Genomic DNA, 18,232 nt, shown 5'->3' with positions numbered 1-18,232 from the left:
TGCGATGCAGCACGGAAAATGCCAAAATCGCCCGGATGGCTTGGCCCCGTCGTCGCAGGTGTGTATAGCGACGCCCTTGTAATCCAGCCTGAACCGGCCCCTGCCTTCGCCGGACGGGCGCCCTGCCTATGACAGAACCCGCACCGATGTATCCCTCGCACAAACTTTCCGTGGCGCCTATGATGGACTGGACGGACCGGCATTGCCGGTTTTTCCACCGGCTGATGACGCGGCGGGCGATGCTTTACACCGAGATGGTCACCGCGCCGGCGATCCTGCACGGGCCGAAGGCACGGCTCCTGGATTTCAGCGCCGAGGAACATCCTGTCGCCCTGCAACTCGGCGGGTCCGATCCGGGCGAACTTGCACGGGCCACCGCCATTGCGCAGGGCTGGGGCTATGACGAGATCAACCTGAACTGTGGCTGTCCGTCGGATCGGGTGCAATCGGGCTGTTTCGGTGCGGTGCTGATGGAGCGCCCGGCGCTGGTGGCGGATTGCATGCGCGCCATGGCGGCGGAAAGCGATGTGCCGGTGACGGTGAAATGCCGGATCGGTGTCGATGACCAGAACCCGGAGGAGATCCTGCCGCGCTTCATCGAAACCGTCGCCGGGGCAGGGGTCACGCATTTTGTGGTCCATGCCCGCAAGGCCTGGCTTCAGGGCCTCAGCCCCAAGGAAAACCGCGAGATCCCGCCGCTCGATTACCCGCTGGTGTTGGCGATGAAGCGGCGGTTCCCGGAACTGACCATCTGCATCAACGGCGGCATTGCCACGCTGGAACAGGCGGGTGCGCTGCTGGCCGAGGGGCTGGACGGGGTGATGATCGGGCGTGCCGCCTATCACGATCCGGGAAACGCGCTGATCGGAGCGGATGCGCTGTGGGGCGAAGATCATGCGCCGGACCGTGCGGCGGTGGTCGCGGCGATGAAGCCCTATATCGCGGCGCATCTTGCGGCGGGCGGGCGGCTGCATCAGGTGACGCGGCATATGCTTGGCCTGTTCACCGGCCTGCCCGGCGCACGCGGCTGGCGCCGCGTGCTGTCGGAAGGGGCCTCGCGCCCCGGTGCGGGGCTTGACCTGCTGGACGCGGCCCTGGCCGAGGTGCAGCGCGCGATGGCTGTTCAGGCCGAGGGCTGAGCCTCGGGTGCGGGCAGCCGCGCCACCACCAGTGCCAGCACGAAGGCGAGCGCGCCGCAAAGCGCGATGGCCGCCAGCATAGGCAGCACCGTGCCATCGAAGAACGGCGCGGAAACCGCGATCATCGCGCCCCCGGCCAGCATCTGCATTGTCCCCCCCAGCGACGAGGCCAGACCGGCAATCGGCCCGTGTTCCTCCAGCGCCACCACCATGGCGGTGGGGATCACCAGCCCGAGGCAGGCATTGGCAAGGAACAGCCCGCCGATGGTCAGCCAGAGGCCGGAAATCCCGGCCAGCGCCAGCAGGAACAGCCCGATGGTGAACACGGCAAAACCTGTGGTCGCCCGCACCATGACCGCCTGCGCGCCAAAGCGCATGCCCAGCCGGGCGGCCATCTGCGAGGCGCCGAAGAACCCCACCGCATTCAGCGCGAAAGCCAGCGAGAATTGCGTGGGTGTCAGGCCGAACGCCTCGGCATAGACGAATGAGGCTGAGGCGATGAAGACGAAGAAGCTCGCCATGCCAAAGCCGCCCAGGAAGGTCAGCGCCATGAAGCCGCGATGTGTCAGCAGATGCCGGGTGCCGCGCAGCATGGCCGAAACCGAGACGGGCTGTCGCGCAGAGGGCGGCAGGGTCTCGGCCAGCAGGAAGCGCGTCATCGCGAGGCTGATCAGCGTGGCCACCACCAGAACGCCGAAGATCGCGCGCCAGCCCGCCAGCATCATCAGACCGGCTCCTGCCAGCGGTGCAAGGAAGGGCGAGACGGAAATCACCAGCATGATGGCCGCCATCAGCCGTGTCGCCTCGTGCCCCGTCGTCATGTCGCGGATCACCGCGCGTGGCACCACCATCACCGCCGCACCGCCAAGACCCTGCACGAAGCGCCCGGCAATCAGCGCCTCGGTCGAGGGGGCCAGCGTGCACAGGACCGAGCCGATCAGAAAGATCGCCAGCCCCGCATAAAGGGGCAGCTTGCGTCCGGCCTGATCCGCCCAGGGGCCATAGATCAGCTGCGCCACGCCGAAGGCGAGGAAATAGCTGGTGATCGTGGCCTGCATGGCGGGCACGCTGGCATTCAGGCTTTGCCCGATCTCGGGCATGGCAGGCAGATACATGTCGATGGCGAAGGGGCCAACGGCGGACAAAAGCCCGAGCACGAGTGCCGGGCGCAGGAAGGATGACGCGGACATGGGAAAACCGTTAGAAAAAGTGACTCCCTCTCTAACCTTTTCTGCGCCGCTGCACAATGCACCTCTGGAACCTTCCGCGCCTTGCGGCTAGCGTCGGGCCGATCCAAGGCGGAAGGTGCATCATGCCCGACATCTATACCCTGTTGCCGATGCTGGCGCTGCTTGTCGTGATCGGCGGTTTCGCCGGGATCATCGCGGGCCTTCTGGGGGTCGGCGGGGGGATCGTTCTGGTGCCCGCCTTCTATTACGCCTTCTCGCATCTGGGCTATGGCGGGCCGCAGTTGATGCAGGTCTGTCTGGCGACCTCGCTGGCCACGATCATCGTCACTTCGGTTCGTTCGGTGCTGGCCCATAACCGCAAGGGTGCAGTGGACTGGGAAATCCTGAAGGGCTGGGCAATCTACATCGCGGTCGGGTCGGTGGCGGGCTTCCTGCTGGCGAGCCGCCTGAAATCCGTCACGCTTCAGGCGATCTTCGGCTGTCTTGGCCTGATTGCCGGACTTTATATGGCATTCGGGCGCGCCGACTGGCGGCTGGGGCCGGAAATGCCGCGCGGCGGCCTGCGGCCGGTGCTGGGGGGCGGGCTTGGGTTCTTCTCGGTGCTGATGGGGATTGGCGGCGGCACCTTCGGGGTCCCGATGATGACGCTTTACAACCTGCCGATCCATCGCGCGGTCGCCACAGCAGCGGGTTTCGGGCTGATCATCTCGGTCCCCTCGGCCATCGGCTTCCTGACGCTGCATGTCGATCAGGCGCCGCCCGGCACCCTGGGCGCGATCAACTTCCCCGCTTTTGCCGTGATCGTGGCGATGACGCTGATCACCACGCCCATCGGGGTGCGCATCGCCCATGCGATGGATGCCAAACCGCTGAAGCGTGCCTTCGCCCTGTTCATCCTCGTGGTCGCGGTGAACATGCTGCGCAAGGCCGCGGGGTGGTAGGCGCGCGCGGCTGGCACCGGATCGGGACCGATCCGGCAATCGCCAACTGGGCGGCAGCGGCCCGTCCGGTGGCCGAAGCCGTGCTGCGTGACAGTGCCGAGCCATGGCGCTGTGGCGGCACATGGTTTGTCGGCGTCGATGCCTTGCCGAACGGACCGGATGGCGCCATGGGGGGCGCCGGTTTCCCGTGGCAGGCGGTGGGCCTTGCGCCCGAGCCGCTGCATCCGGCGCAGCTTTCCGTCATGCGCCCCGGCTATCCGCAGCCGTCCGAGGCGGAAACGCCCGCCGCCTTCGCCTTCCGCCGCGACCGTGATGCCGCGCATCTGGACGGGCTTCTGGCCGATGCCGCGAAACGCCGCCGCATCGCCGAGCCGCATCACTGGATTCTGGGCATGGCCCTGAACGAAACCGACCCCGAGGCCGCGCCGCTGGTGGTGTGGGAGGGCAGCCACCGCATCCTGCAAGCCGCGCTGGCCGCAGCGCTGGCGCCGCATCCGCCCGCGCGATGGGCCGAGGTGGATATCACCGATGCCTATGTCGCTGCGCGCAGGCAGTGTTTTGAAACCTGCCGCCGGGTCGCCGTGCCGTCCCGGCCCGGTCAGGCGGTGTTGATGCACCGGCACCTGCTGCATGGAGTCGCCCCCTGGGCGGCGGGTGCCAAGGCCCCGCCGGAAGGCCGGATCATCGCCTATTTCCGGCCGCTCATGCCGGATGTCGCAAGCTGGCTCATGCCAGAGTGATACGCAACGCTGGCGCCTTCCACGGCAGTCGGCACGCGGCGGCTCGATGCCGCCAAGGGCCGGGTCAGTTGCTGGGTCAGCCTTCCAGTCGCCCGGCGCGCCCGCCGCGCCGCCTGACCAGCCGGGGCGCCCGCGCGGGCAGGTCTGCCATCACGGCGCGTCGTGCCTCGGGTGTCATCCGTGACCAGGCGCCGATCTCGTCAATGCTGCGATAACATCCGACGCAAAGCCGCGCTTCCGGGTGGATCACGCAGATCTTGACGCAGGGGCTGTCGACTTCGGCCCGTTTCCAGATCTCATCCGTCACGTTCGGCCTCCCGCCGCAGATGCGCCAGCCGGTCCAGCGCCCCTTGCAGGATAAACCCGGCCGCCACATGGTCGATCACCTCGGAGCGACGCTTGCGCGACGTATCCGCCTCCAGCAGCGCGCGTTCGGCGGCCACGGTGGACAGGCGTTCATCCCAGAACAGCACCGGAAGCGGCGTCAGCTTTTCCAGATTGCGGATGAAGGCGCGGGTCGATTGCGCGCGCGGACCTTCGCTGCCATCCATGTTGCGCGGCAGGCCGATCACAATGCCGACCGTCTGCCGCGTTGCCAGCAGCTTCAGAAGCGCCTCGGCATCCAGCGTGAATTTCTCGCGCCGGATCGTGCGGTCTGGCGTCGCCACGCCGCGCATCACGTCGGAAAAAGCCACACCGATGGTCTTGGTGCCCAGATCAAGCCCCGCCAGCGCCCCCATGCGGGGCAGGGTGGCGGTGAAATCGGCCGCGTCCTCGAAGCTCATTCCGCCACCCCGGCCTGCACGGCGGCGGCGCGCACCTTCGCCAGATCTTCGGGCATGCTGGCAAAGCGACCCTGCGCCTCGGTCCAGATCGCGCGGGCGCGGTCGGTCTGGCCCAACACCCCCAGCGCCCCGATCAGGCGCGCCCATTCGTCGGCGCTGCCACCCTCGGTCGCCAGCCGTTCGTTCAGCCGCTCGACCATGCCTTCGATCATCGTCTGCCGGTCCTCGGCCGACATCTCGGCCGCTGCGGCGACATCCCCGGCGCCAGGGCCAGGCATCATGCCCGCCATCGGGCCAGCAGCGGCGCCGGGCGGCTGATACCGGACACCGGCGCGCGCGGCCATGTCACCGATCTGTTCCTGAAGCGGTTTCACCCAGGGCGAATCCGGCGCGGCGGACTCGAGCGCGCTGCGCCACAGGGCAAAGGTGCGGTCCGCCCGGTCGACCTGCGCGAACATCAGGCCGGAAAGATACAGCGCCGCCGTATTCTTCGGATCGCGGCGCAGCGCCTCGGTCAGCGCGGCCTCGGCTTCGGGCGAGACATAGCCCCCCGCCGCATAAACCAGCATTTCCCCCAGCAGCGCATAATCCTCGGCGGTGGCGGCATCCCCCGCCAGCCGGATCACCTCGCGTTGCGCGGCATAGGCCGCGCGGTAATCGCCCAGCCGGGCCTCGTTTTCCGCCAGCAGGCGCTGGCCCCGAATGTCGTCGGGCCGTTCGGCCACGGTGCTGCGCAGCTTTTCCATCAGCGACAGATATTCGGCATCCGCGCCCTGCGGCAGCACCGGCGCGGGCGCATCTGCCTCGGCCACGGCCTGCGACGGGCGGTTCTCCCGCAGCTTTTCCGACATGGCCAGCCGCGCGGCCATCGGCATGTCGGGATAGCCCGGCGCGCCCAGGCTCCAGTAAAGCGCACCGGCCCCGGCCAGTGCCAGCACAACCACCGGCAAGCCCAGACGCGGCCCTTCGGCAAGGCGGGTGGTTCCGGCGGCGCGGCTCTGCCGGTCAGCCTCCAGCAGGCGACGCGAGATTTCGGTGCGCAGACGCCCGGCCTCTTCTGCCGCGATTGTCCCGCGCGCGGCGTCGCGTTCGATCCCCGCCAGCTGGTCGCGATACAGCTGCACATCCAGCGCCGAGGCCGGAACCTCCGCCGCCGCGCCCGCACCGCGCCGGAAGCCCATCAGCAAGGCGATGCCGCTGCCCAGCGCCAAAGCCCCCGCCATCAGCCAGAAAGTCCACATGCGACGCCTCTCCCGCGCCCCTGTGGCGCCTTCCCAACCCATGTAGTGCCTCGTCCCGCGCGGCAAAAGCCCGAAATGCCGCCAGCCCGGCGACAGGGGGTCGACATGATGTCGCAATTTTCCCCATTGTGCCGCTTCGGCAGGCGGATATTTTCCGCCGTCAGGGCATGACTGCACCATACCCGGGACGGGAGTTTGACAACCCATGAAACGCTATTCGGTCTTTGCCATCGCCCGCGAGGCTTTGCGCTATCACCAGGGATGGGAAAAAGCCTGGCGCTCGCCCGCGCCCAAACCCGCCTATGACGCCATCATCATCGGCGCGGGGGGGCATGGCCTCGCCACCGCCTATTATCTTGGCAAGAACTACGGGATCACCAATGTGGCGATTCTGGAAAAGGGCTGGCTGGGCGGTGGCAACACCGGGCGGAATACGACCATCATCCGGTCGAACTATCTCCAGGACCCGTCGGCGGCGATCTACAACAAGGCGCTGAGCCTTTACGAAGATCTGAGCCAGGATCTGAACTACAACGTGATGTTCAGCCCGCGCGGCCTCTTGATGCTGGCGCAGACCCATCATGAGGTGCGCGGCTACCTGCGCACGGTGCACGCCAACAACCTGCAAGGCGTCAAGACCGAATGGATCGGACCGGAAAAAGTGAAGGAGCTGGTGCCGATCATCAATATCGACGGCCCGCGCTACCCGGTTCTCGGCGCGCTCTATCAGGCGCGTGGCGGCACGGCGCGGCACGATGCCGTGGCCTGGGGCTATGCCCGCGCCTGTTCGGCCATGGGCATGGATATCATCCAGCAATGCGAGGTCACGGGCGTCCGGTCCGAAAACGGGCAGGTGACGGGCGTTGAAACCACCAAGGGCTTCATCGGCACCCGGAAACTCGGCATCGTCGTCGCCGGGCATTCGGGGCAGGTGGCCGATATGGCGGGCTTCCGCCTGCCGGTCGAAAGCCTCGCGCTTCAGGCGCTGGTGTCGGAACCGATCAAGCCCTGCATGGATGTGGTGGTCATGGCCAACACCGTCCACGGCTACATGTCGCAATCCGACAAGGGCGAGATGGTCATCGGCGGCGGCACGGACGGGTTCAACAACTTCACCCAGCGCGGCAGCTTCCACCATATCGAGGAAACACTCCGCGCGCTGGTCGAAACCTTCCCGATGATTTCGCGGCTCAAGATGCTGCGGCAATGGGGCGGTATCGTAGACATGACCGGCGACCGCTCGCCCATCATCTCGAAAACCCCGCTCGGCAACTGCTTCATCAACTGCGGCTGGGGCACCGGCGGCTTCAAGGCGATCCCCGGCTCCGGCTGGGCCATGGCCGAGCTGATGGCCAAGGGCGAACCCGGCCCGCTCGCGGCCGAGTTCAACATGTGGCGCTTCCGCGAAGGCCAGTTCATCGACGAGTCGGTGGCGGCCGGGGTGGCGCACTGATGTGTCATTTTCTGTCTGAAAATATCCCGGGGGTCCGGGGGCAGCGCCCCCGGGGTTCCTGCAAACACGAGGCCCGCACATGCTGATCCTTGAATGCCCCTATTGCGGCGTGAAGGCCGAGGAAACCGAACTCTCGCCCGGTGGCGAGGCGCATCTGAAACGCTTCGGCCCCGGTTCGACCGGCGAGGAATTCGAAGCCTACATGTTCGCCCGCAAGAACCCGAAGGGCGTGCATTTTGAACGCTGGCGCCATGCCTATGGCTGCGGCAAGTGGTTCCTCGCGGCGCGCTGCACCGCGACGCTGGAGGTCTTCGGTACCTATTCCGCCCAGACCACCGAGCCGCCCGCCGAAATCGTCGAGAAGATCAAGGCCAAGCGGCCGGACTGGAAGGGCACCAAATGAGCACCCGTCTTGCGAAGGGCGGCCGTCTGATCGACCGGACGGCGCCTTGCGAATTCACCTTCAACGGCAAGCGCCTGAAGGGCTTTGGCGGCGACACGCTGGCCGCGGCGCTGCTGGCCAATGATCAGATGCTGGTTGGCCGGTCGTTCAAATACCACCGCCCGCGCGGCATCGTGGCCTCGGGCGCGGAGGAGCCGAACGCGCTGGTCAACATGGGGCAGGGCGGCCGGTTCGAGCCGAACCAGCGCACCACCACGACCGAACTGTTCGACGGTCTGACCTGCACCTCGCAGAACCACTGGCCGAGCCTGGAATTCGACGTCGGTGTGGTGAACAACTATGCCAGCCGCTTCCTGCCCGCCGGGTTCTATTACAAGACCTTCATCCATCCGCGTTTCGCGTGGAAGCACATCTTTGAACCCGTGGTCCGTCAGTCGGCGGGTCTGGGTCAGGTGCCGAAGGACCGTGATGCCGACCGTTACGAACAGGCCTATGCCTTCTGCGACATCCTCGTGGTGGGCGGCGGGATTGCCGGTCTTCAGGCGGCGCTGACCGCCGCGAAAGCTGGCAAGCGTGTCTGGCTGGTGGAACAGACCGCCCATTGGGGTGGCCGCGCGCCGGTCGATGGTATCGAGATCGAGGGCCAGCCCGCAGAGGTCTGGGTGAAGAACGCCGTTCAGGCCCTTGAAAGCATGGAGAATGTGACGCTCCGAAGCCGTTGCATGGCGGCGGGGTCTTATGACCACGGCTATGTGCTTTGCGACGAGAAGGTCGCTGATCACACGCCGGGCGACGGGCGCCCGCGTCATCGTCTGTGGCGTCTGCGCGCCGGGCAGATCATCGCGGCGACGGGCGCCATTGAACGGCCGCTGTCCTTCGCGGGCAATGACATTCCGGGCGTCATGCTTGCGGCGGCGGTGCGCGATTACCTGATCAACTGGGCCGTCGCGCCCGGCGACCGCACTGTGATCGTGACCAACAATGATGACGCCTATCGCACCGCCATCGCGCTGAAAGAGGCGGGGCTGGAGGTGCCGGTGGTGCTGGACGCCCGTGCCAGCGTGACGGGTGTACTGCCCGCGAAGGCCCGCGCCATGGGCATCCGGGTCGAGGCGGGCAAGGCCATCGCCAAGGTGAAGGGCGGCAAGCGCGTCACCGGCGTCGCCATCTGCGCGCAGGTCGGCCAAGGCTCGGTTCTGGAAGAGATTGCCTGTGATGCCGTCGCCATGTCGGGGGGGTGGTCGCCGGTCGTCCACCTGTGGAGCCATTGCGGCGGCAAGCTGCGCTGGGACGAGGCGCAGGCGCAATTCGCCCCCGACAAGGCCCGACCGCCGCTGAACCATGATGGTGCTGCGCTGGTGGTGACCGCTGGTGCGGCCTCGGGGGCGCTGTCAGCCGCCGATGTGCTGCTGGACGCCACTGACGCCGCTGGTGGCGGTATGGCCCCCGTGGCCACCGCCCCGCAGGAAGCGGCGATGGAGCCGGTCTGGATCATGCCGCAGGGTGCGCCGGTCGATCTGCGCATGAAGATGTGGCTGGATTACCAGAACGACGTCAAGGTCAGCGACGTGCAACTGGCCGCGCGCGAGGGCTATACCTCGGTCGAACATACCAAGCGTTACACCACGCTGGGCATGGCAACCGATCAGGGTAAGCTCAGCAATATCAATGGCCTGGCGGTTCTGGCTGACAGCCTGTCGGCCCCGGTGCCGCAGGTTGGCACCACGACCTTCCGCCCGCCCTATACGCCCGTGACCATCGGCGCGTTGGCGGGCGAGGCGCGGGGCGAGATCTTCCAGCCGCTGCGCACGACGCCGATCCACGCCTGGCACCTGTCCCAGAACGCCTATATGGAACCCGTCGGCCTGTGGCAGCGCCCCTATTGCTATCCGCGCGCGGGCGAAACCCATGAACAGGCGGTGCACCGCGAGGTGAAGAACACCCGCACCAATGTGGGCCTTCTGGATGCCTCGACCCTTGGCAAGATCATCGTCAAGGGGCCGGATGCAGGCAAGTTCCTCGACATGCTGTATACCAATGTCATGTCGAACCTGCCGGTGGGCAAATGCCGCTATGGCCTGATGTGCAACGAACAGGGCTTCCTGTCCGATGACGGCGTGGTTGCGCGCATCGACGAGGATACCTGGCTTTGCCACACCACCTCGGGCGGGTCGGATCGCATCCACGCCTGGATGGAGGACTGGCTGCAATGCGAATGGTGGGATTGGCAGGTCTATACCGCCAATGTCACCGAGCAATATGCCCAGATCGCCGTGGTTGGACCCAACGCCCGCAAGGTGCTGGAGAAGCTGGGCGGCATGGATGTCTCGAAAGAGACCTTGCCCTTCATGCAATGGGCCGACGGCACGCTGGGCGGCTTCAACGCGCGGGTCTATCGCATCTCGTTCTCGGGCGAGTTGTCCTATGAGATCGCGGTGCCGGCCAGCGAAGGCCGCGCCTTCTGGGATGCGCTGCTGGCCGCGGGGGGCGAGTTCGGCATGATGCCTTACGGCACCGAGGGGCTGCACGTCCTGCGCGCCGAAAAGGGCTTCATCATGATCGGCGACGAAACCGATGGCACGGTGATCCCGCAAGACCTGAACCTCGGCTGGGCGATTTCGAAGAAGAAGGCCGATTATCTGGGCAAGCGCGGGCAGGAACGGCCCTATCTGGCCAATCCCGACCGCTGGAAGCTGGTGGGTCTGGAAACGCTGGACGGATCGGTCATCCCCGATGGCTCTTACGCGCCGGCGCCAGGCTTCAACGCCAATGGCCAGCGCAATACGCAGGGCCGCGTGACCTCCACCTATTTCTCGCCGACGCTGGGCAAGGGCATTGCCATGGGTCTGGTGAAAGGGGGCCTGACGCGGCTCGGCGAGACCATCGAGATGACGAAGCTCGACGGTTCGACCATGCAGGTGAAGATCGTGGACCCGGTGTTCTACGACAAGGAAGGGGAAAAGCAGAATGTCTAAGGTTGCAAGCGCCCTGGGCGGTGCCCGCTTCGACGGCTTCGCCTCTGTCCGGGAAATCGGCCCGCTGGGCATGATCACCCTGCGCGCCAAGCCTGATGTACCGGGTCTGGCGGCGGCGGTGACCGCCGTCACCGGCACCGCGCTTCCCGCGCAGCGCCGGATCGAGGTGGCGGGTGACAAGGCCGCAGGCTGGATGAGCCCTGACGAATATCTGCTGATCGTCCCCTATACCGAGGTGAAAGCCGCGCTGGCCACGCTGGCAGAAAAGCTGGCCGGACAGCATCATCTGGCTGTGGATGTGTCGGACGCGCGCGCGGTGTTCCGGATTGAAGGCACGCAGGCGGCCGAGGTGCTGATGAAGCTCGCGCCGGTTGATCACGCGACGCTGGCGCCGGGCGAGTTGCGCCGGACCCGCTTGGCGCAGGTGGCGGGTGCCTTCTGGGCGGATGAGACGGGCTACAGCCTCGTCTGCTTCCGCTCGGTCGCGGGCTATGTGATGGGTCTTCTGTCGCATTCCGCCACCAAGGGCGCAGAGCTGTTCTGACTCGCTCACTTTGCAGTTGACAGATCCGGGGCATTCATGCGCTACAGGTTGTAGGCGCGTGTATGCCCCGGAGTTACCAGATTGTTTTCAAGACGTTTTGTCGGGCTGATGATCAGCCTCTGCGCGGCCCTGCAGGCAAATCACGCCCGGGCCGCAACACCCCCCGTGATCTATGGCTGCGAGGTGACGGCGAAAAACCGGCTTGCTCTTGCCAAGAACCCGCTGTTGATCATGTTCGATCCTGCCAACAAGGTTGTGCTGGCCATGGACCCGCTGATCCATTCGGTTACCGGCGGTTCAGGGGTAACGGCGCAGGTGGTGCGTGACACGCCGAAAGATCTTGTGCTGCGCTGGACGCTGAAAGGCGTGCGTGACAACCGCTCCGCCCGGTCCGATCTGCGCTACGAGGCCAGGATCGGCCGCAAGGATGGCAGCCTGCGCCTGACCATCGTGCCCGAAGCCTATCCGGGCAGCTATTCCTATCGTGGGCATTGCGAGGTGGTTCGCGACAAGCCCGGCAAGCGCCCGAAGAAGTGATGTCCTTCTGCACCGGCACGCCGGTGCGAGGCGCCCGTACGGCGGGGCGACTGTGGTGCCGTGTGTCAGACTTGGGAGTAAGTCATGCGTAACGTGTTTGGTATTGCGGCGAGCGTCATGTTGCTGGCCGCAGGGGCGGCTCAGGCCGCGCCGCAGGCGTTGATTTGCACGCAGAAAGTGTCAAATTACGAATGGGTGATGCCGGAAATCCTTTTCATCCTGGATGAAGCGCAGGGCAGCGCGCAGGTCTACGATGGCGTCATCGCGCACTTTGTCGGGAAGAAGCCGATCCCGGCCAAACTGAAGGCGGATGGCGATACCGTCACCTGGGATGTGCGTGTGCGCGGGAGCAAATCGGCCCGGACGGGTACCATCATGTACACCGCCACCTTCAGCAAGGATCGCCGCAAGGTCTCCCTGTTTGGTGCCCCGCGTGGTTACGACAATTCCACCAATGTGCGCGGTACCTGTAAGGTGCTGAAGGACGAACCTGCGAAGAAACGCAAGAAATAATCTTCCTTTCAGGCCAAGCATGACTGTTTCAAGGGTATATGGAGAGTAACATGCGGAAAATATTCGGTATTGCGGCCGCGGTCGCCCTGATTTCCGGCTTTGCCGGGGGGGCGCATGCGGCGGACCCGGTGACGGTTTATTGCACGACTGGCAAGCAAACCAAGGGCTCTCCCATTCCGCCGGACATGATCATCCAGATGGTTCCGGGAACAGGTGTGGCGGTGGTGGCCGACGGGCTTACCCAAAAGGTCACCGGCGGTTCGGTGAGTGCCAAGGTCACGCAGGACGATGACCGTCAGGCCACGTTCAAATGGGAAGTGCGTGGCGCCAAGGGACGGAATGCCCGCAACGCCAGCCTTGCCTTTACCGGAACGCTCATCAAGGCGACCAATGAAATTCGCCTTTCCGTGATTCCGCGGGGCTTTGACAATCGCTTTACCTCGCGCGGCAAGTGCGAGGTTCGCGCGGACGCGCCGAAGAAGCGCAAGAAGTGATCCGCCCTCCCGCCGGATGAAGGACAGGGTTTTTGTCGGGAACCGGGAGGTGCCCCTTGACCTTGTTCCTTTGGGGGGCCTTATTGGCCCCGACGGCAATCTTCTCGAACAGGAGTGACTCCCATGGCTTTCACGCTTCCCGATCTTCCCTATGCCCATGACGCGCTGGCCGCGCTCGGCATGTCGAAAGAGACGCTGGAGTACCACCACGACCTGCACCACAAAGCTTATGTCGACAACGGCAACAAGCTGATCGCGGGCACCGAGTGGGAATCGAAATCGCTCGAAGACATCGTGAAGGGCACCTATCAGGCGGGCGCCGTGGCGCAGAACGGCATCTTCAACAATGCCTCGCAGCACTGGAACCACAACCTGTTCTGGGAAGTGATGGGTCCGGGCGAAGACAAGAAGATCCCCGGCGATCTGGAAAAGGCGCTGACCGAGGCTTTCGGCTCGGTTGCCAAGTTCAAGGAAGACTTCGCCGCCGCCGGCGCGGGCCAGTTCGGCTCGGGCTGGGCCTGGCTGGTGAAGGACAAGGACGGGTCGCTGAAGGTCACCAAGACCGAAAACGGCGTGAACCCGCTTTGCTTCGGCCAGACCGCGCTGCTGGGCTGCGACGTGTGGGAACATTCCTACTACATCGACTTCCGCAACAAGCGCCCGGCCTATCTGACCAACTTCCTTGACAAGCTGGTCAACTGGGAAGCGGTTGCTGCCAAGCTCTGATCTTTTCGGGATCATGAACAGGTCCGTCGGGGAAACCCGGCGGGCCTTTTCTATGCCGGTTTCAGTGCCGGTGGGTGGCGGCAGCCCGCGCGGCTTCCTCATAGATGCCTGACAGCAGGTTCAGCGTGCGCGCGGCTTCGGCCAGACGGGCGGCGAATCCCGGCACATTGCCGATCGCCTCGATCAGCAGACGGCGGCGCAGCGTGCCGTAATCATCTGTCACCCGGCGGCCCTGGTCCGTCACCTCGTAGGTGACGCCCGCACGGCCCGAGCCCTTGCGCTCCACCAGACCGGCGCCGATCAGCTTGCGCAGCGAATATTGCATGTTCGGCACGTCGTCGCGGTTCATCAGCCGGGCGAGGTCCTTCAGACTTTTGGGCCGGTCATTCATGCGGATGATGTGCAGCATGGCGTTTTCCGGCCCGGTTGCCGCCACGTCGCAGACCGAGGCGAGGCATTCCGACTGCCAGCGCCCGAATCCCTCGAAGGCGCGCATCAGGGCAAACTCCAGCTCGGTCGCATCGACTTCGGCGGCGCTGGCGGCAAGGTGCCAGCGCAGGTCCAGGCGGGTGTCGGCGTCATCGCTTTGAGCTTGAAGGGTTTTCTTCGCCATTGGTTTTCCGTCATCCATACCGGCAGCATGGGACGGCAAAACCGTTGACGCAATGCGATTTTAAGATAGACTTTCAATCATAAAATAAATCCTAAACCAACAGGGACCGCTGACATGCCGCAACACCCGATGCTCTCGGGCGATCGCTTTCGCCTTGGCACTTTCTCGACCAACTGCTCGTCGGGCATGACGCCGACGAAGATTGCCGAACGCTGGGACAATTCCTGGGACAACAATCTTGAACTGGCGAAGATGCTCGATGCCGCCGGCATCGACTTCATGCTGCCCATCGCCCGCTGGATCGGTTATGGCGGCGAGACCGATTTTCACGGTGGCGTGCTGGAAACGATGACCTGGGCGGCGGGTCTGCTGGCCTCGACGAAGAACATCGCCGTCTTTTCCACCATCCACACCACCGCCAACCATCCGGTCGTCGTGGCGAAACAGATCGCCACCATCGACCAGATCGGCCATGGACGCGCCGGGCTGAATATCGTCGCGGGCTGGAACAAGCCGGAATACGAGGCGCTGGGTCTGGACCTGCCCGACGATCACGAAACCCGCTACGGCTATGCGCAGGAATGGTTCGATCTGGTGAAGAAGCTCTGGTCCTCGGATGAGCATTTCGACTGGAACGGCAAGTATTTCAAGGCAAAGCGCGTGAAGGGCGATCCGAAGCCGCAGCGCGGTTCTGTGCCGATTCTCAATGCGGCGGGCAGCCCGCAAGGCCGCGCCTTCGCCACCGACAACGCCGATTTCCTGTTCACCCCGGCCATCGACCTTGAACGGTCAAAGGGCGAAATCGCCGATCTGAAGGCGCAGGCCGCCGCCAAGGGCCGCAAGGTCGAGGTGCTGACCTTCAGCCATGTGATCTGCCGCCCGACCGAGAAGGAAGCGCAGGACTGGCTGCATTACACGGCGGTCGAGAATTGCGACAAGGAAGCCGTGGACAATCTGGTGAACCTGCAATTCGCCCATGCCCACAGCTTCCCGCATGACCTGCTGGCGCAGATCAAGCACCTGTTTGCCATGGGCCATGGTGGCTTCCCGCTGGTCGGAACCCCCGATCAGGTGGCGGCAGGCATCGTGAAGCTGCACGAAACGGGCTTTGCAGGCACCACGCTCAGCTTCGTCGATTACATCAAGGAATTCCCCTATTTCCGCGACGAGGTTCTGCCGCGTCTGGAAAAGGCCGGCATTCGCTGATCTTGCCCTAACCCCTGACTGGTCCGGCCTCGCGCCGGGTCTTTCTTTTGAGGGCGGGGACAGGCCAGATTTTCCCGAAACGCTCTAGGCAAGCCCGCGCGCCTCGCGCATGCTGGCCCTGACGCGCCTGTGGAGGGGAAGATGCTCACCATCGCCCGGCTGGAAACCTTTTCCAACGAATTCGTCTGTTTCGTGCGGGTGACCGCGCAGGATGGCTCTTTCGGCTGGGGGCAATGCGCGCCCTATAACGCCGACATCACTGCCGCGATCTTCCACCGCCAGATCGCGCCCTGGGCGCTTGGCTGGCCGGTGGCCGAGGCGGCTGAACTGGGCACTCACATCCTGACGATGGAACACAAATACCCCGGCAGCTATCTGCAACGCGCGCTGGCGGGGCTGGATACCGCGCTCTGGGATCTGCGGGGGCGGGTGGCGGAACAGCCGGTGGCGGCGCTGATCGGCGGGCGGCCGGGCAGGGTGCGGCTTTACGCCAGTTCCATGCGCCGCGACATCCAGCCGGATCTGGAGGCGGAACGTCTGGCGCGTCTTTGCGGCGAACAGGGTTTCACCGCCGCGAAATGGCGCATCGGGGCGGAATGCGGTGCTGACCGTGACCAGTGGGAGGGGCGGACCGAGGTCATCATTCCCACCGTCGCCGCGCGTCTGGGGCAGGGGATTGACATGCTGGTCGATGCGAATTCCGGCTTCAGCCTGCCGCGCGCCATCGAAGTGGGCCGCAGGCTGGAAGATAACGGCGTCACCCATTACGAGGAGCCCGTTGCCTGGTGGGACATCGACGCCACCTGCGCGGTGACCGAGGCGCTGGAGATTGACGTGACCGGCGGCGAGCAGGATTGCGACATGGCCCAGTGGCAGCGCATCGTCGCAGCTCCGGCGGTGGATGTGGTGCAGCCGGACATCCTGTATCTTGGCGGCCTCACCCGCACGCTCGATGTCGCGCGGATGGCCGCCCACGCGGGCCTGCCTTGCACGCCCCATGCCGCTAACCTGTCGCTGGTCACCATCGCCACCGCGCATCTGTTGCGTGCAGTGCCCAATGCCGGGAAATACCTCGAATTTTCCATTGAGGGCGATGATTACTACCCGTGGCAACGCGGGCTGTTCGAGGGCGATCCCTTCCGCGTCACCGAAGGTCATATCGAAGTCACCGACGCCCCCGGCTGGGGTGTCGAACCCGCTGCTGCATGGCTCGCGCAGGCCGGGCACCGCGAAACCTCGACCGAGGGCTACGCCCCCTCCGCCTACAACCGCCTCTATCACGGGCAAAGCTGACCCGGATCATTTTCTGTCCGCAAATATCCCGGGGGAATCGCGCGGCACGCGCGATGGGGGCTGGCCCCCGATCCGGCCGACACCCCGCGTCAGGCTTGGCTTTTGCCGCATTTCCCGGCATCAAGCGCGCCGAACCGAAGGACAGGACCATGACGCAAAGATTCGGCTTTCAGCTGCACGCCACCGATGGCCGCGCCCGCACCGGCGTGATCTCCACCCCACGCGGCGAGATCCGCACCCCCGCCTTCATGCCGGTCGGCACCGCAGCAACGGTGAAGGCCATGCTGCCGGAATCGGTGCGCGCGACAGGGGCCGACATTCTTCTGGGCAACACCTACCATCTGATGCTGCGCCCCACCGCCGAACGCATCGCGCGTCTCGGGGGCTTGCACAAGTTCATGAACTGGGACCGCCCGATTCTGACGGATTCCGGCGGCTTTCAGGTGATGAGCCTCGCCAGCCTGCGCAAGCTGACCGAAGAGGGCGTGCGCTTCTCCAGCCATGTCGACGGTTCCAAACACATGCTGACACCGGAACGCAGCATGGAAATCCAGCGCCTGCTCGGCTCGGACATCGTGATGTGTTTCGACGAATGCCCGGCGCTGCCCGCAACCGAGGACGAGGTGGCGAAATCCATGCGCCTCTCGATGCGGTGGGCGCAGCGCTCGCGCGACGCTTTCGGTGACCGGCCGGGCCATGCGCTGTTCGGCATCATGCAGGGGGGCGTGACGCCCGAACTGCGCGAGGAAAGCGCTGCGGCGCTGAAATCCATCGGCTTTGACGGCTATGCTGTGGGTGGCCTTGCCGTGGGCGAGGGGCAGGAGGCGATGTTGGGTGTTCTGGACTATGCGCCGGGCTATCTGCCCGAGGACAAGCCGCGCTATCTGATGGGCGTGGGCAAGCCCGATGACATCGTGGGGGCGGTGGAACGTGGCATCGACATGATGGATTGCGTGCTGCCCTCCCGCTCTGGCCGTACAGGTCAGGCCTGGACCCGGCGCGGGCAGGTCAATATCAAGAATGCCCGCCATCAGGATGACCCGCGCCCGCTGGACGAAAACTGCACCTGCCCGGCCTGCCGCAGCTACAGCCGGGCCTATCTGCACCATGTTTTCCGCGCGGGTGAGATGATTTCCGGCATGCTGCTGACCTGGCACAACCTGCATTATTATCAGGAGCTGATGCAGGGCCTGCGCGATGCCATTGCCGAAGGCCGGATGGCCGCTTTTGTCGCCGATTTCCACGCCCGGCGTGCCGAAGGCGATATCGACCCGCTGTAAACCCGCTCCGGTGCCCGCATCGGGTCGCCCCACAAAGGTACCGATCCGGCCAATGTTACCGGCACCGCGGTTGACAGTTCCATGACAGCCCCCCAGATATGGAGGCCAGAGGGGGAAGCCAGGGCTGCCGATGGTCGGGGCCGGGGTCTTCCTGCCAGA

19 protein-coding genes are annotated in these 18,232 nt (G+C 65.3%); 14 read left to right on the top strand and 5 right to left on the bottom strand.

Annotated features, from left to right (window positions below; translation table 11 throughout):
• Window positions 1-128: 128 nt before the first annotated feature.
• Window positions 129-1,139, top strand: coding sequence for a tRNA dihydrouridine(20/20a) synthase DusA (gene dusA, locus AO684_RS16180; RefSeq protein WP_054303773.1), 1,011 nt, complete (start codon window positions 129-131; stop codon window positions 1,137-1,139).
• Here dusA and AO684_RS16175 read toward each other — a convergent pair.
• Window positions 1,124-2,329: a multidrug effflux MFS transporter gene (locus AO684_RS16175; RefSeq protein ID WP_054303772.1), complete on the bottom strand. Its 1,206-nt coding sequence runs from the start codon at window positions 2,327-2,329 to the stop codon at window positions 1,124-1,126. The genes dusA and AO684_RS16175 overlap by 16 nt on opposite strands.
• Window positions 2,330-2,451: 122 nt before the next feature.
• On the opposite strand from AO684_RS16175, the gene AO684_RS16170 reads away from it, so the two are divergent.
• Window positions 2,452-3,270: a sulfite exporter TauE/SafE family protein gene (locus AO684_RS16170; protein WP_054303771.1), complete on the top strand. Its 819-nt coding sequence runs from the start codon at window positions 2,452-2,454 to the stop codon at window positions 3,268-3,270.
• On the top strand, window positions 3,264-4,010 hold the full coding sequence (locus tag AO684_RS16165; protein ID WP_054303770.1) for a phytanoyl-CoA dioxygenase family protein: 747 nt from the start codon (window positions 3,264-3,266) through the stop codon (window positions 4,008-4,010). Before AO684_RS16170 ends, AO684_RS16165 begins: the two co-directional genes overlap by 7 nt.
• A 76-nt stretch (window positions 4,011-4,086) precedes the next feature.
• On the opposite strand, the gene AO684_RS16160 is transcribed toward AO684_RS16165, so the two are convergent.
• From AO684_RS16160 to ccmI, 3 genes are read right to left on the bottom strand one after another with little or no spacing between them, the layout of a single operon-like run.
• Window positions 4,087-4,317: a DUF1289 domain-containing protein gene (locus AO684_RS16160; RefSeq protein ID WP_054303769.1), complete on the bottom strand. Its 231-nt coding sequence runs from the start codon at window positions 4,315-4,317 to the stop codon at window positions 4,087-4,089.
• A complete protein-coding gene (gene ruvX / locus AO684_RS16155) occupies window positions 4,307-4,795 on the bottom strand; it encodes a Holliday junction resolvase RuvX (protein WP_054303768.1) in 489 nt (162 codons plus the stop codon). Before ruvX ends, AO684_RS16160 begins: the two co-directional genes overlap by 11 nt.
• Window positions 4,792-6,036: a c-type cytochrome biogenesis protein CcmI gene (ccmI, locus tag AO684_RS16150; RefSeq protein WP_054303767.1), complete on the bottom strand. Its 1,245-nt coding sequence runs from the start codon at window positions 6,034-6,036 to the stop codon at window positions 4,792-4,794. The genes ruvX and ccmI overlap by 4 nt, the downstream gene beginning before the upstream one ends.
• Window positions 6,037-6,241: 205 nt before the next feature.
• On the opposite strand from ccmI, the gene AO684_RS16145 reads away from it, so the two are divergent.
• From AO684_RS16145 to AO684_RS16110, 8 genes are all read left to right on the top strand, one after another.
• Window positions 6,242-7,489, top strand: a complete 1,248-nt coding sequence (locus AO684_RS16145) for a sarcosine oxidase subunit beta family protein (RefSeq protein WP_054303766.1) — start codon at window positions 6,242-6,244, stop codon at window positions 7,487-7,489.
• Window positions 7,490-7,568: 79 nt separating this feature from the next.
• Window positions 7,569-7,892 carry a sarcosine oxidase subunit delta gene (locus tag AO684_RS16140; RefSeq protein WP_054303765.1) on the top strand — a complete coding sequence of 108 codons (324 nt, stop codon included), beginning with the start codon at window positions 7,569-7,571 and terminating at the stop codon, window positions 7,890-7,892.
• Window positions 7,889-10,867, top strand: coding sequence for a sarcosine oxidase subunit alpha family protein (locus AO684_RS16135; protein ID WP_054303764.1), 2,979 nt, complete (start codon window positions 7,889-7,891; stop codon window positions 10,865-10,867). The genes AO684_RS16140 and AO684_RS16135 overlap by 4 nt, the downstream gene beginning before the upstream one ends.
• Window positions 10,860-11,411: a sarcosine oxidase subunit gamma gene (locus tag AO684_RS16130; protein ID WP_054303763.1), complete on the top strand. Its 552-nt coding sequence runs from the start codon at window positions 10,860-10,862 to the stop codon at window positions 11,409-11,411. Before AO684_RS16135 ends, AO684_RS16130 begins: the two co-directional genes overlap by 8 nt.
• Before the next feature lie 81 nt (window positions 11,412-11,492).
• Window positions 11,493-11,948, top strand: a complete 456-nt coding sequence (locus AO684_RS16125) for a hypothetical protein (RefSeq protein ID WP_145693776.1) — start codon at window positions 11,493-11,495, stop codon at window positions 11,946-11,948.
• An 84-nt stretch (window positions 11,949-12,032) separates the two neighbouring features.
• Complete coding sequence (locus tag AO684_RS16120) at window positions 12,033-12,461, top strand: hypothetical protein (protein WP_145693779.1); 429 nt, start codon at window positions 12,033-12,035, stop codon at window positions 12,459-12,461.
• A gap of 50 nt (window positions 12,462-12,511) precedes the next feature.
• Window positions 12,512-12,955 carry a hypothetical protein gene (locus AO684_RS16115; RefSeq protein ID WP_054303760.1) on the top strand — a complete coding sequence of 148 codons (444 nt, stop codon included), beginning with the start codon at window positions 12,512-12,514 and terminating at the stop codon, window positions 12,953-12,955.
• 123 nt (window positions 12,956-13,078) lie between these two features.
• The gene (locus AO684_RS16110) at window positions 13,079-13,681 is read left to right on the top strand and encodes a superoxide dismutase (protein ID WP_054303759.1); all 603 of its coding nucleotides are present in this window, start codon (window positions 13,079-13,081) and stop codon (window positions 13,679-13,681) included.
• A gap of 61 nt (window positions 13,682-13,742) precedes the next feature.
• On the opposite strand, the gene AO684_RS16105 is transcribed toward AO684_RS16110, so the two are convergent.
• Window positions 13,743-14,294 (bottom strand): winged helix DNA-binding protein, encoded by a 552-nt coding sequence (locus tag AO684_RS16105; RefSeq protein ID WP_082401050.1) that lies wholly within the window; start codon window positions 14,292-14,294, stop codon window positions 13,743-13,745.
• A 114-nt stretch (window positions 14,295-14,408) separates the two neighbouring features.
• On the opposite strand from AO684_RS16105, the gene AO684_RS16100 reads away from it, so the two are divergent.
• From AO684_RS16100 to tgt, 3 genes are all read left to right on the top strand, one after another.
• Entirely contained in the window at window positions 14,409-15,500 is a 1,092-nt protein-coding gene (locus AO684_RS16100) for an LLM class flavin-dependent oxidoreductase (RefSeq protein WP_054303758.1), read from the top strand.
• 141 nt (window positions 15,501-15,641) lie between these two features.
• The gene (locus AO684_RS16095) at window positions 15,642-16,793 is read left to right on the top strand and encodes a mandelate racemase/muconate lactonizing enzyme family protein (RefSeq protein ID WP_054303757.1); all 1,152 of its coding nucleotides are present in this window, start codon (window positions 15,642-15,644) and stop codon (window positions 16,791-16,793) included.
• A 149-nt stretch (window positions 16,794-16,942) separates the two neighbouring features.
• Complete coding sequence (tgt, locus tag AO684_RS16090; RefSeq protein WP_054303756.1) at window positions 16,943-18,073, top strand: tRNA guanosine(34) transglycosylase Tgt; 1,131 nt, start codon at window positions 16,943-16,945, stop codon at window positions 18,071-18,073.
• Window positions 18,074-18,232 lie beyond the last annotated feature (159 nt).

It is taken from the genome of Gemmobacter sp. LW-1 (assembly GCF_001303875.1).
Lineage (GTDB): Bacteria > Pseudomonadota > Alphaproteobacteria > Rhodobacterales > Rhodobacteraceae > Gemmobacter > Gemmobacter caeni.
Note: the sequence above shows the minus strand (reverse complement) of the source record. Positions and strands in the feature narration are given on the sequence as shown.

Excerpts from the sequence above, each read along its gene's own strand:
- dusA (WP_054303773.1), top strand. The coding sequence starts at position 129 with ATGACAGAACCCGCACCGATGTATCCCTCGCACAAACTTTCCGTGGCG.
- AO684_RS16175 (WP_054303772.1), bottom strand. The coding sequence starts at position 2,329 with ATGTCCGCGTCATCCTTCCTGCGCCCGGCACTCGTGCTCGGGCTTTTG.
- AO684_RS16170 (WP_054303771.1), top strand. The coding sequence starts at position 2,452 with ATGCCCGACATCTATACCCTGTTGCCGATGCTGGCGCTGCTTGTCGTG.
- ruvX (WP_054303768.1), bottom strand. The coding sequence starts at position 4,795 with ATGAGCTTCGAGGACGCGGCCGATTTCACCGCCACCCTGCCCCGCATG.
- ccmI (WP_054303767.1), bottom strand. The coding sequence starts at position 6,036 with ATGTGGACTTTCTGGCTGATGGCGGGGGCTTTGGCGCTGGGCAGCGGC.
- AO684_RS16145 (WP_054303766.1), top strand. The coding sequence starts at position 6,242 with ATGAAACGCTATTCGGTCTTTGCCATCGCCCGCGAGGCTTTGCGCTAT.
- AO684_RS16140 (WP_054303765.1), top strand. The coding sequence starts at position 7,569 with ATGCTGATCCTTGAATGCCCCTATTGCGGCGTGAAGGCCGAGGAAACC.
- AO684_RS16135 (WP_054303764.1), top strand. The coding sequence starts at position 7,889 with ATGAGCACCCGTCTTGCGAAGGGCGGCCGTCTGATCGACCGGACGGCG.
- AO684_RS16130 (WP_054303763.1), top strand. The coding sequence starts at position 10,860 with ATGTCTAAGGTTGCAAGCGCCCTGGGCGGTGCCCGCTTCGACGGCTTC.
- AO684_RS16120 (WP_145693779.1), top strand. The coding sequence starts at position 12,033 with ATGCGTAACGTGTTTGGTATTGCGGCGAGCGTCATGTTGCTGGCCGCA.
- AO684_RS16115 (WP_054303760.1), top strand. The coding sequence starts at position 12,512 with ATGCGGAAAATATTCGGTATTGCGGCCGCGGTCGCCCTGATTTCCGGC.
- AO684_RS16110 (WP_054303759.1), top strand. The coding sequence starts at position 13,079 with ATGGCTTTCACGCTTCCCGATCTTCCCTATGCCCATGACGCGCTGGCC.
- AO684_RS16105 (WP_082401050.1), bottom strand. The coding sequence starts at position 14,294 with ATGGCGAAGAAAACCCTTCAAGCTCAAAGCGATGACGCCGACACCCGC.
- AO684_RS16100 (WP_054303758.1), top strand. The coding sequence starts at position 14,409 with ATGCCGCAACACCCGATGCTCTCGGGCGATCGCTTTCGCCTTGGCACT.
- AO684_RS16095 (WP_054303757.1), top strand. The coding sequence starts at position 15,642 with ATGCTCACCATCGCCCGGCTGGAAACCTTTTCCAACGAATTCGTCTGT.
- tgt (WP_054303756.1), top strand. The coding sequence starts at position 16,943 with ATGACGCAAAGATTCGGCTTTCAGCTGCACGCCACCGATGGCCGCGCC.